The sequence below is a fragment of the Pedobacter sp. genome (assembly GCF_965227205.1).
In the GTDB taxonomy this organism is placed as follows: Bacteria; Bacteroidota; Bacteroidia; order Sphingobacteriales; family Sphingobacteriaceae; genus Pedobacter.
In genome coordinates this window covers 153,549-167,064 of sequence record NZ_OZ245727.1, presented here as the reverse complement: position 1 = coordinate 167,064, position 13,516 = coordinate 153,549, and the positions used below count along the sequence as shown (strand labels likewise).

The following is a 13,516-nucleotide window of genomic DNA, read 5'->3' as shown; positions in this document are numbered from 1 at the left end:
TTAAGCACAGTATTTATTTTTTTAATTGTCTGCTTCCTTCTCTCACAGGTTTTTTCGGGAGCTACAGCGAAAAGGGGGACTGCTGTAAGCCATTAACCACTAACACTCATTTTCAAAAAAATCTTTATCTCGTGTTTTTATAGCTTGCTAAAAAACTTTGTAGGCAAAAAAAACAAATGCGCAAACAAAGGTTGCCGCAAGAATTCCTCTACCCGTATTCTCTTTATTGTATTTAAAAAAATATTGCATTAAGTAGGCGTTAAACGCAATCCCACCGATGTACAGCAAATCTGCCTTGCTTAAATAAGTTACCTTATTAATGATAAACCAGACGATTGCACACAATACAGCCGGAGAAAAAAGCCCAATACCCAAACCTATCCATACAGAGTTTTTGAGTTTCGCTAAATATTTATTCATCTTATGGTTTTAACCTAAATTAATTCCATCGGGTGCAGAAACTTTAGTTGGCTTTTCATTTGATTTTGCATCTGCATTAATGCCAAAATTCCAACTGTTAAGCGTTTGGATGGCATGGTGCGCAGTTAAATCAAACTGAACCGGCACAACCGAAACGTAACCATGTTCTAAAGCCCAAACATCGGTGTCTTCGCCTTTATCAAAGTTTTCGAAAACGCCGGTAAGCCAATAATATGGTCTGTTGTATGGGTCTTTTCGTTCGTCAAATTCTTCCATCCATTTAGCGTTTGCTTGGCGGCAAATTTTAATGCCTTTCAAACCATCGCCCTTAGGGAAATTAACATTAAGCAAAGTGCCCTCTGGCAAACCATTAGCTAAAACTTGTTCGCAAATGCTTTTAATGTATTCTTTTGTAAAGCTAAAATCTGCATCAGCTGCAAAATCATCTAAAGAAAAACCAATAGAAGGAATTTTTTCAATTGCGCCTTCTACCGCAGCAGACATGGTGCCTGAATACAAAACGTTAATGGAATTATTTAAACCATGGTTAATTCCAGACACACACAAATCGGGCTTTTTACCTTTAAATATTTTGTTTACGGCAAGCTTAACACAATCTACAGGTGTACCACTACACTTGTACATTTCTACACCAGGGTATAATTCTACTTTATCAAAGCGAATTGGTTTGCCAATGGTAATGGCGTGCCCCATTCCACTTTGAGGGCTATCTGGAGCTACTACAACAACGTTTCCTAACTCCTGCATTACTTCCATTAGGTTTTTAATGCCCATGGCAGTAATACCATCATCATTTACAACTAAAATATTGGGTTTAGTATTTTGCTTTGTCATGCTGTAAAAATACAGATTTATATATTTAAGCGATAACAAACCTAATTTATTATAGTAAAACGATTAGTTAAAGCTTTTTTAGTTATTAATTTCAAAAGCATTTCATTCGATACGATAATCCATATATATTTGATAAAGTAACTTATTAACCTACGATTTAGAGATTTAAAGGCACATCAACCCTATTTAAAAATTTTAACAATCGTTATCATAAACCAAAATCAAATAAATGAAATTTAAACTATTTACGCTTGCTTGTTTTTTAGTAACAGGTTCGTTTGTAAAAGCGCAAACTTACCAGTGGAAAACAGCATCAGCCGGCGGTTACACGTATAAATATGTAACCAACGACCCATCGAATTCGAGGTTTTATACATTGAAAAATGGTTTAACCGTGATTCTATCTCCAAACAATAAAGAACCAAATATTCAATGGAGAATGAGTGTTAGAGCTGGTAGCAACACCGACCCTAAAAATGCCACTGGTTTAGCGCATTACCTTGAGCATCTTTTATTTAAAGGAACCGATAAATTTGGAACCAACAATTGGGCAAAAGAAAAGCCTTTATTGGATAAAATTGATGCACTTTACGAAAAGTATAATAAAACTACAGACCCTGCTCAACGTAAAGAAATTTACAAAGAAATAGATAAAACTTCTGGAGAGGCATCAAACTTTTCAATTGCAAACGAATACGATAAAATGATATCGGGTATTGGTGGAAACTCATCAAATGCGCATACATGGTACGAGGAAACTGTTTATAATGAAGATTTTCCATCAAACGCAGTTGATAAATTTTTAGCCATTCAAAGCGAACGTTTCCGCAAGCCAATTTTCCGTATTTTCCATACCGAGCTTGAGGCTGTTTACGAAGAAAAAAACCGTGGCTTAGATAGCGACCCAAATAAGCTTGATGAAGCGATGATGGAATTGCTTTTCCCAACGCACAATTACGGACAGCAAACCACAATCGGAACGATTGAGCATTTGAAAAACCCATCGCTGGTTGAAATTAGAAATTACTACAACAAATACTATGTTCCAAATAACATGGCTGCTGTTTTTACTGGTGATTTTAATCCCGATGAAATGATTAACAAAGTGGATAAAGCGTTTAGCTACATGGTTTCGAAACCAGTTACACTTTACAATCCGGCTCCGGAAAAACCATTAACTAAAATTCAAAAAATTGATGTTTATGGTCCGAGTGCAGAAATGGTAGAAATTTACTATCGTGGTTATGCTGAAAATACTCAAAATAGCTTAATGCTTAACTTAATTAAAAGCATTTTATTTAATGGTAAAGCTGGTTTAATTGATATCAACTTAAACAAACAACAAAAAACGCAACGTTCTAGCGCAAGCTATCAGCAGATGAAAGATTACGGTGTGTTCAATTTATCGGCACAACCGCGTCAAGGTCAGAGTTTAGAGCAAGCATCTAAATTACTTTTAGAGCAAATTGAATTACTAAAACAAGGCAAGTTTGATGATGATTTGATTAAAGCAATCGTTGCAAATCAAAAATTTAGCTTCTTACAGGCTTTTGATAGTAATAATAGCAGAGCTGAATATTTATCGAACGAATTTATTTTAAACAGAGGTACAAAATGGGATAAAAGTTTAGCAGATATTGAAGAAACTGCAAAAATTACAAAAGCCCAGGTTGTTGCTTTCGTAAACACTTATTTTAAAGATAATTATGTAATTGGCTTTAAACATAAAGGCGAAGATAAAAACACCACTAAAGTAGAGAAACCAACTATCACTCCAATTAATGCAAATGGTAATTTAACATCACCATTCGTTAAAAGTGTAATAGAATCTCCGGTAAAACCTTTAGAGCCTAAGTTTTTAGATTATAAAAAAGATATTATTACTGGTAAAGTAGGTATTGCTGATGTTTTAACAACTAAAAACAAGGACAATTCTATTTTTAGAATGACTTACAGATTTAATCATGGTACAAATAACTACAAACTATTGCCTTACGCTGCAAGTTATTTGCCATTTTTAGGTACTGATAAATATACTGCTGAAGAAATTAGTAAAGCATTTTACAACATCGCTTGTTCTTACAGCTTAAACGTTGGTACAGAAACTACTACAATTAACATTAGCGGTTTACAAGAAAATTTCGATAAAGCGGTAAGCCTTGTTGAGCACATTCTTGCAAATGTGAAACCTGATGAAAAAGCATTAGCTGATTTAAAAAACACAATTCTTAAAAGCCGTGAAAACAACAAGTTAAACAAAGGCCAGATAATGGTTGGCTTAACTTCTTACGCACAATACGGAAGTGTTAACCCATACAATAACGTTCTATCTAACGAGGATGTTAAAAACATGAAAGCTGAAGATTTAATTTATCTTTTGAAAAACTTAACAAATTACGAGCATGTAATTACTTATTACGGACCAAAAGATGTTGATGCTTTTACCGCTGATGTAAAGAAAGAACATCGATTAGGTAAAGAGTTTACACCAGCTGCACCTGCAAAAGTGTACAATTACACTGTTCAAGATAGCAATAAAGTATATTTCGCTAACTACGATATGGTTCAATCAGAAATTCGTTGGTTAAGAAATACCGGAGAATATAACAAAACCGACCGCCCTAATATTGAAGTGTTTAACAACTACTTTGGTGGCGGAATGGGTTCTATCGTTTTCCAAACCATCAGAGAATCGAAAGCATTGGCTTATTCTACTTATGCAATCTATCAAATGCCAGATAAAGCCGACAGACAATATAGCATGATTGCTTATGTTGGTAGTCAGGCAGATAAAATGACTGATGCAGTTAACGGAATGAACGAGTTATTAAATGTTTTACCTCAGAGTGATAAATCTTTTGATGGCGCAAAATCGAACGTTTTGAGTTCTCTTGAAACCAACAGAGTTACCAAAGATGGTATTTTCAGCTATTATTTTGCTGATAAGAAATTAGGTTACGATTACGATTCGAGAATTGATTTATACAAAGGTTTAAAACCAATTACGTTTACAGATATTAAAGGCTTCCACGACCAAAAAATTGCGAATAAGCCTTACTCTTATTTAATTGTTGCATCTGATAAAAAAGTAAAACTTGAGGATATGCAGAAGTTTGGTAATGTAACTACGTTAACATTAGAGCAAATTTTTGGTTACTAAGGCGTAAAATGTTGGAATGTTCGAAGTTGGAATGTTCGAAGTTGCAATGTTTATTGTTGCAGGTTTTGAAAGCTCCATAAAAAAGCGTTCCGGTTAATTTCGGAACGCTTTTTTATTGACAGTTTTTAATTTTAATAATTAGAAAATGAGCATGCAGTGGTTTATCGGAAACATCAATCCCGCCATTCACTATAGCCCTCGTAAAAACTCGCGGCTGCCGTTGCTGTCGGGTTTAGAAACAAAAATCCACCTTTAGAAACTCAAAACCAGGCAAATTTTATACTTGGAACTCTACTTTTTCTGATAATCGATAACGATACCATTTGCTAGCAAATGATTTTTTGCTTTAGTGATTTTGCTTCCAACAGGTGTTTCTACAATAATTACTGAATTTGCAGCGGTAATTGAAACATTGGCTTTTCCTGTTATATTTTTAGCAACAAAACGTTGACTAACGGCATCATACAAGTCTACTTTACCTTTAGTTTTAGTTTTATAAGTAATGCTTTTATTTTGTTTAAACGGATTGTAAATTAAGTATGTAGGATAGGCTTTGTTTTTATAAAAATCTGTAGCTAATACATCTAATTTCAAAACACCTTCTACATTGGTTTTTTCTACGATTGCGCCAAATATACCTACATGTCCACTCCCGTAAACACTAAACTGTGAAACTTCAGGATTTTTTCCAGGAACCCATTTCGGTCCATCACCTTGTGCAACAGGTCCTTTTTTATCTGTATAAAGCGTATCAAAAGTTGAAGTTTTGGCAAAACCCTCATAAGCAATTACGCCTTTTGTAACCGATTCAAATTGAGGAATGGTTTGTCTATCGGCAGGCATATACTGAGGGTAAAAAAACCTCGATGCGTTAACTGCATTCAACATCCATTTACCGATTGAATTCGCGTAAGCCGCATTATAGCGAACTGTTGGAACCAATGGCCAGGCTGCATCAAAAGTATTCATCAAAAACCCATAACCACCGTGGTCTACAGTACTCCCAACCACTCCAGAAATATCGTAACCATTCCAATTCCCAGTTAAAACGCCCCAACCTTCACGACAAACAGCAGTACCATCAAATGTCCAGCCCATAAGTTTATGTACATCGAAATTTGTACCCTGTTCAGCATTCATTCTTGCAGCCAAATAAGCGCCAAATGGCATCAGCAATTCGTATGTGGGATTTATTTTATTGCTTTCTAAAGCCGTCATAGCACTTATCGCACCTTTCAAATAACGTTTATCACCAAATTTCTTATAAGCCGAATACAAAACCCAGGCATGTCCGGCAGCGGCATCTGGCTGCGCACAAATTTGGTTTTTCATTGGTTTCATTTGTGTATAATCGAAATAAGAATAATTATAATTTCCATTCAATATCGAATCTGCTTTGTAAAACTTTTCGGCTATGCTTTTAGCTATCCATTCAAAATCTCTTTGATTTGGATATTGCTCATAAATGGCATAGAACAAAACATTCGGATAAACATCATACCACCAATCTCTGCCGTAACCGCCACCCAAAAGCGCAACTTCTGGAGCGGTGTTATTCATCATGATATTCCATTTGGTATCACGGTTAAAATAGTTTTTGAGCATCGCCACATAATTCATGTTTTGCTGATTGCTCTTATCAATACCAATTAAACTTGCGCCCATTACAGCTCCCATATTGGCCAAAGCCTCATGAAACATCCCTTTATTATGCTGTCTTCCCTGTCGAACATCGCCAACGGCAGTATAAATCCCTAATGCAGGTTCGTTAAAGTTTTTATTGGTACTGTCTATCCAAACCATTGGCCAATATTCTCCTTTTGCATTGAAATCGTAAACCGTTTTATCGAAATTTTGAGCCATTAATTTCCAATCGATAATTTTTAGAGGTTGCGGCACATCAGCCATTTCATCAACTCTGTTAAGCGATAACTGTTTAACCTGTGCTATAACCAGGCTCGAAATAGAAAAGAGCAATATTGTGATAAGTATTTTTGTAATCCTCATATTAATCGAATGTATAATTTTAGTTAGTTATTGGAGCAACAAGAGTTGGCTCTTCAGTACTTAAAATTGGAGCATTATCAACATTTTCTATTTTACCTTGCTTAATGATATCTTTTGCCACCCAAAATGAAGCCAGTTGCAAAACAGCTACAATTACAATAGCATAACGTAAGGCAATTTCTACAGAGAAACAATAAGCCAAAACTAAAAACGTTCCGGCGCCAACCAAACGACCAATATACAAACCCGCTTCGTGATTCAATATGTAAGCAAATTCGCTACGTTTTTCCTTTTTGGTTAAAATATCAATTACGCTATACTGAATTGGATAATAAGCAATATCTAACAATGGTTTTGCTAACAATAACAACAACATAAACATAATTACACCCGTACTATTATACAAAATGCCATTAATAATTGCTGCAATGGCGAATAATAATAAACCTGCTCCAAAAACATAAACTCTATGTTTTGGCGATGTTTTACGTCCAATAATGTACATTACAAATGCAGCGATAATTGCACCTACAGATTGTGCTGTACCTAATGCGCCTTCTTTACCCACCAATAACATAATTAACATTGCTGGCGCTGTTACCAAAAATCCCTGTACTAATCCTTTTAAACTCGCCAGTCTCAATAATTTATACCAGTAAGGATCGAATTTAAAATAGACAAACTTTTTCTCAGTAGGATTGGTAAAATTGCCCCTAAAGCACATAACCGAAGCCAAAATGGTAATAAAAACCACAAAGCCTGTAACGATGCGATAAGCCAATTGTGCATTACCACTTATAGCAGATTGATACTCTATAAATGCACCAATAGAAAAAGGAATGATGATGGCAATAATGGTATAAAAAAATGTTTCCAAACCATAATAGTAATTTCTATTTTCATCGTTTGTCATGGCTAAGGCTAAAAAATCTCTGTTTGCCCAATAAAAGCCAAAAGACATGCCCATAATTAATCCGGCGATGCCAATACCAACGGTATCTAATGTAGTTAAAGACATCATTACCATCATAGAAATCCCGCTTAACATCATCCCTAATGAATACAAGGTTTTAATAGAAAATGTACGCAACAAATAACCGTTAATTAAAAATGTAATTGGAATGCCAGAGTATATGGTTAATTGATAAACAACAACTTTTACAGGGTCGTTTGAGCTACGCATAACGTAGGCTGCTACAAAAATATCTATAACAGGAAGTACAATGCTATAAATTAAATTGGTAAGGGTTAATACCTTAAAATTATAAGATTGACTTTTAAAATGGGCTATTTCTGATCGCATGGTTTTAATTGAGCTAAAATATCTTGAATTGAAAATTTGGCAGCACAAACAAATTCATCGGCTGCGCCATAATAAATTGTAAGTTCATCGCCGTTAATAATATGCCCGTTTGTAAAAACCACATGACCAAAAAAACCACTTAATTCGTATGGTGTTTGTGGCTGCATAATTGGACCATCTGTTTGGGCGATAACTTTTGTAGGATCATTCAAATCCATTAAAAATGCACCTAAGCAGTATTGATGATTTTCATTTGCACCGTGGTAAATTTCTAACCAACCTTTTTCGGTTTTTATTGGTGCAGCACCTGCTCCTACTCTTTTACTATCCCATTTACCTTTGCGGGTTTTTATTAAACATTTGTTTTTCCCCCAATGTATACCATCTGGCGATTGGGCAATCCAAATGTAATTACCGCCTAAGTCTACGCTACTTGGACGGTGTAATGCATAAAACTTTCCGTTGATTTTCTCCTCAAAAACTGCACAGTCTTTATTATGTGGCGGAATAACTATACCATGTTTTTCAAAAGTTTTCCAATCTTTGGTTGTTCGCATACCCACACCAACACCATGACTAGAAACGGCTGTAAAGGTTAGATAATAAGTATCTTCAATTAGCGCAACACGGCAATCTTCAATTCCAAAAGCTTCATCTTCACCTTCACCTTGTAATAATGGGTATCCTTCTGGTTGATAAAAATTAATACCATCATCGCTACGTACCAACCTTAAATGAGAAAGTGTTGTTAAATAATCGGCTCCTTTGTAGGTTATAACTCTAGGGTCTGTTGCAATTAACTCCGGGTCATTTTCTTTTATTTTGATGATTTCTATTCCATTGCCGTTTAACACCGGAAACGAAATTATACCCTCTTCTTGTTTGGGGCGTTCTGCCACTCGCACCAGCAACCAGGTTTTACCTTGAAAAGTAAATACACCTGGATTTAGCAAGCAAGCAATTTCTAAGCCTTCGATACTTGGTTTTAAATCTTTAGGAGAGAGAATTGGGTTTTGAGGAAAACGATTAGCAATATCTGTTGACATATTTTTGAAAATATTTATCAATACCACACAAAATGTGATGCTGTTTTTTTAAAAGAATGATTTGAGAGAGGAGCCATTCGAGCATTTAACTGGCTCCTAATAATTTAATAACCAGGATTTTGCTTTAAAGTTCCTGCTGAAGCATCGACTTCACCCTGTGGTATTGGATATAGGTAATGCTTATCCTGGAAATTTTTGCCTTTTGAAGTCATTACAGCCTTCGCGATTTTCCAACGTTTTAAATCGAGCATACGTTGAGATTCAAAACCAAGCTCAACTCTACGTTCAGAAATAAGCCAGTTTTTAACTTCTTCTTTATTTGTTGATGCAGCTCTATTTGGTAAAGTTCCAGCAGGAGGAACAACACCTAATGCACTTGCGCTTGTTCTGGCTCTGGTTCTAATCTGATTAATAATTGCAACCGCATCAGCATATTGACCTAACTCATTTTGAGCTTCTGCTTTCCATAATAAAACATCAGCATAACGGATGTAAATTTTATTGTTGGCTGCATCATCATTGCCTTTATTAGAACCATTTGTACTTCCTAACAACTTATTTACGTTTTGATTTGGAACATCTACAGTGTAAAGTTTTCTCGGATCATTTGCTTCAAATGCATTTAAGAAATCGGTGCTTGGTGCAAAGAAACCCCAACCAAGTGGTGCACAAATACCATTTCCTTTTAATGGATTTTGGTTACTTTGATGATCGTAACAGAAAATAACTTCATTCTCTGCAAACTCCTTAGCCTGATTAAAGCTATCGAAGTAATTCGCATTTAAACCGTAAAAACCTGTAGCTTGAAGTTCGTTAACATTAGTAACTACATCTGCCCATTTTTCTGTATACAATGCACTTTTAGCAAGCAATGCTATCGCAGAACCTCTATTTGCTCTCCATCTTTCGGTAGCTGAACTATATTTAGCGTTAGGTAGCAAACCTTTTGCAAGGGCTAAATCAGATTTAATTTTATCCCAAACAACAGCTTTATCAGCTTTAACAGCTACATCAAAAGCTTCCTGATAAGTACTTACAGGTTTTAGGATTAATGGCACATCACCAAAATTGGTAACCAAAGAAAAATAATAGTACGAACGTAAGAAATAAGCTTCGCCCAATAATTGATTTTTACGAGCAGTTGTAATACCAGTTATCGTTTCAATATCAGGTTTAGTTAATAACTCAATGGCGATATTTAGACGCTTAATGCCTTCATAATCATATTTCCATAATCCATTTGGACCGCCATTTGTAGAGGTGAAAGTGAAATTATTCACGTCGTCCATCCATGGCTGGTCTCCATCAGGATTCCATTTTTTCTCCATATCATCAGATGCGATATCTTGCAAAACCAAATCATTTTGAAAAACCAAACCACCTGCCCAATCCCATTGCGCTAAAATGTTAAGTCGGTTTGATAATAATTGATATGCTGAGTTTACAGAATTTTCTACTGTACCTAAAGTTGGGGTAGAATTAACCTGCTCTAATGTTGTTAAGCCAACAGCTTCGGTAGTAAGTTGTTTTTTACAACCAGTTATGGTTACTAAACCAATTGCTGCACTTATTAATAATATTTTTTTCATAATACTTTTGCTAAAATGGTTTATAAATTAATTTTTAAACCAAGAATAAATGCCCTTGATTGTGGGTAGGTTCCTTTATCGATTAATGATGTTGATTCAGGATCTAAACCTGTATAATCTGTAATCGTAAATAAGTTTTGACCCGAAGCATATAAACGAACATTTTTCACACCAATTTTCTTAACATCGAATGTGTATCCTACTTCAATATTTTTTAACCTTAAATACGAGGCATCTTCGACAAAAACGCTAGACACATTTCCACCACCATTATTATTAAATGTTAAACGTGGCAAAGTGTTACTTGTTCCGGGACCATTCCAGCTATCTAAAACTGAAGTCATAGAGTTAAACGGACGGCTATCGAAATTTATAATCTGTTTTAAATCATTATAACGATCTACATCCTGAACACCTTGAAGTAAGAATGAAAAGTCGAATTTTTTATATGATGAAGAAAAAGCTAAACCGTAAGTAAACTTTGGAATTGGATTACCGATAAAGGTTCTATCATCAGCATTTATTTGTCCATCGCCGTTTAAGTCTTTAAATTTAATATCGCCCGGTAAAGTACCGTTAGGATTAGAAAATAAATGACTGCTCACTTCTGCCGGGGTTTGGTAAATTCCATCGAATACTAAACCATAGTACGAACTAATTGGTCTTCCTACTTCAGTTTTAGTATGCGTAGCATCATCAATAATATTTTTAACAAATTCCTGTAGTTTATTTACACGATTGGTTAAAGTTGCAACGTTTGCATTTACATTATATTTAAATGCATGATCGCGGTTTTGGAAATTCATACCCAATTCAAAACCTTTGTTTGTAACCTCTCCGGCATTCACGTATGTTCTATCGATTACCCCTACTGATACCGCAGGTAAGCCCACAGTTAATAAGATATCGTTTGTTCTTTTATTAAAATAATCGGCAGTGAACGATAGCTTGTTTTTTAAAATACCAAAGTCAATTCCAATGTTTGTTTGTGTTGTAGTTTCCCATTTCACATCAGGATTACCATAACGAACAACATTAACAATGCCACCAGATTCAGAAACCAAAGTTTGGTAAGTATTGTTAGGAATTTCCTGATTACCAGCTTGTCCCCAACTTCCTCTAAGTTTAAATTCAGATATCCAGTTAACATCTTTAAGGAAATTTTCCTGAGAAATCATCCATCCGGCAGATACAGATGGGAAATAGCCCCATTTATTACTCGGACCGAAACGAGATGAGCCATCCGCTCTTAATGTTGCAGTTGCAAAATATTTACTATCGTAATTATAAGAAGCACTACTAAAAAATGAAACTAAATTAAACTGACTAGCAGAACCTGAATTATAAATGTTGGTTAAACTTCCATAGTCTAAATATTGAAATCCTGAGCTGCTTTTATCGAAATTTTGTCTGCTTCCCCCAATAGCTGATGATTTACTGGAGATACTTTCTGCACCAAGTAAGAAATTTACATTATGCTTTTGAGCAAAGGTTTTTACATAGTTTAATGTATTGGTAAAAGTAAAATTCATTACTTCTCCTCTATTCTCATCTAAATTATTTGGCTTATTGTTTCTTCCTTTACCTGGATAAAGTTCATCAGGGTTGTTATCGTTATCATCGCCAAAATTTTGTGCAAAGTTTTTATTGTGAGAGAAACTAATATCAACACCAACACTTGTACGGAAGGTTAAAGTTTTATCACTTAAGAATGCATATTCTCCATAAATATTTCCAAACGTTTGGAAGGTTTTTCTCTTATCGTTGGTGAAATTTACAATTGCGATTGGATTAGAACTGAATTCAAAGTTTTTATCCCAGCCATTATTATTACCTGTGTAAAATGGCAAATCGGTGTAAGGATTTGCAGCAGAATAGGTTGGATCGTTTACGTTTTTAAACACACCCAAAACTGGTGGGCGTAATAAAGCATGACGAATTACACCTGGAACATCTCCACTTGATGATAGTTTATCTTGCTTAGCAAAACTTAGTTGAAGATTTGTACCAACTTTAAATCTGTCGGTAACATTAGCATTTACATTCGAACGGAAATTAAATCGTTCGTAACCATCGTGATCTTGAACTACAATACCATCTTGTTTGAAATAACCCGTTGAAATTAGATATTGTACATTATCAGAACCGCCATTTACTGAGGCTTGCAAATTGGTAGATTTACCTGTTTCAAATAATTCATCCAGCCAATCCGTATCGGCCAAATCTGTTCTGCTTCTTGCCGCTTGATATGGGCTTACAGCATTGGCTGCATTACCCAAAGTATTGTGCCATGCTCTATCTTTAACCGTTAAATACTGATCAGCATTTAACATTTTAGGCAAATTTGTTGCCTGATAAAAACCTCTAAAATAATCGACATTAACATTTGCCTTGCCCTTGCTTCCGCTAATGGTTGTAATAATTACGACACCATTTGCTGCACGAGAACCATAAATAGCACTTGCAGCAGCATCTTTTAAAACCGTCATCGATTTTACATCACCTTGATTTAAAAAGGAAATATCGCGAGTTGGAACACCATCAATAACATATAGTACATCGTTATTTCCTAAAGTTCCTTCACCTCTAATCCTGATTTTGATTCCATCGCCTGGTGCACCAGTATTTGCAGCAACAAACACACCTGCAACCTGTCCTTGAAGTGCCTGCGCAACATCAGGTATTCTGGTTTTTTGCAAGTCGCTCATATTAACGGTTGAAACTGCACCTGTAATCGAAGCTTTCTTTTGAGAGGTATAACCAACGACTACAACATCATCTAATGCTTGTGAAGAAGGCTTTAATGCTATGTTCAAAGTTCCGCCAGATGGATTTAATGTAGTAGAATTATAGCCGATATAATTAAAAGTTAAAGTTTGCGCTCCACCAGCTTGCAGCGTTAAAACATATACCCCATCTTGATTTGTTGAAGTTTTGTTTTGAGTTTTGGTTTGAGCAACCACCACACCCGGTAAAGGTTGATTGGATTCATCGGTAACTTTTCCTGTTACTTTAGTTTGTGCATAACTTGTAAAACCCGTTACAACTAAAAACAAGAAAGCCAACAATGCATAAGTACGTCTGTTTTTTTTCATTTGATTTATATTTGATTAGTACACAAATATAGACCAGCAGC

The 13,516-nt window shown here is 35.2% G+C and carries 8 protein-coding genes; 1 reads left to right on the top strand and 7 read right to left on the bottom strand.

The window, feature by feature from the left end; translation table 11 throughout:
• Nucleotides 1–147: 147 nt before the first annotated feature.
• Together ACO05K_RS00630 and surE are read right to left on the bottom strand one after the other, a co-directional pair.
• Nucleotides 148–420 carry a stationary phase survival protein SurE gene (locus tag ACO05K_RS00630; RefSeq protein WP_421942537.1) on the bottom strand — a complete coding sequence of 91 codons (273 nt, stop codon included), beginning with the start codon at nucleotides 418–420 and terminating at the stop codon, nucleotides 148–150.
• Nucleotides 421–429: 9 nt separating this feature from the next.
• Nucleotides 430–1,275: a 5'/3'-nucleotidase SurE gene (surE, locus tag ACO05K_RS00625; protein ID WP_421942536.1), complete on the bottom strand. Its 846-nt coding sequence runs from the start codon at nucleotides 1,273–1,275 to the stop codon at nucleotides 430–432.
• Between the two features lie 229 nt (nucleotides 1,276–1,504).
• Here surE and ACO05K_RS00620 point away from each other — a divergent pair, with 229 nt between their 5' ends.
• Nucleotides 1,505–4,435 carry an insulinase family protein gene (locus ACO05K_RS00620; protein WP_421942535.1) on the top strand — a complete coding sequence of 977 codons (2,931 nt, stop codon included), beginning with the start codon at nucleotides 1,505–1,507 and terminating at the stop codon, nucleotides 4,433–4,435.
• Nucleotides 4,436–4,726: 291 nt separating this feature from the next.
• On the opposite strand, the gene ACO05K_RS00615 is transcribed toward ACO05K_RS00620, so the two are convergent.
• The 5 genes from ACO05K_RS00615 to ACO05K_RS00595 form a co-directional block, all read right to left on the bottom strand.
• Complete coding sequence (locus ACO05K_RS00615) at nucleotides 4,727–6,442, bottom strand: hypothetical protein (protein ID WP_421942534.1); 1,716 nt, start codon at nucleotides 6,440–6,442, stop codon at nucleotides 4,727–4,729.
• Nucleotides 6,443–6,461: 19 nt separating this feature from the next.
• Nucleotides 6,462–7,745, bottom strand: a complete 1,284-nt coding sequence (locus ACO05K_RS00610) for an MFS transporter (protein ID WP_421942533.1) — start codon at nucleotides 7,743–7,745, stop codon at nucleotides 6,462–6,464.
• Complete coding sequence (locus tag ACO05K_RS00605; RefSeq protein ID WP_421942532.1) at nucleotides 7,730–8,791, bottom strand: glycoside hydrolase family 130 protein; 1,062 nt, start codon at nucleotides 8,789–8,791, stop codon at nucleotides 7,730–7,732. The genes ACO05K_RS00610 and ACO05K_RS00605 overlap by 16 nt, the downstream gene beginning before the upstream one ends.
• Nucleotides 8,792–8,895: 104 nt before the next feature.
• Nucleotides 8,896–10,380 (bottom strand): RagB/SusD family nutrient uptake outer membrane protein, encoded by a 1,485-nt coding sequence (locus ACO05K_RS00600; RefSeq protein WP_421942531.1) that lies wholly within the window; start codon nucleotides 10,378–10,380, stop codon nucleotides 8,896–8,898.
• A 20-nt stretch (nucleotides 10,381–10,400) separates the two neighbouring features.
• Nucleotides 10,401–13,475 (bottom strand): SusC/RagA family TonB-linked outer membrane protein, encoded by a 3,075-nt coding sequence (locus tag ACO05K_RS00595; protein WP_421942530.1) that lies wholly within the window; start codon nucleotides 13,473–13,475, stop codon nucleotides 10,401–10,403.
• Between the last annotated feature and the right edge of the window lie 41 nt (nucleotides 13,476–13,516).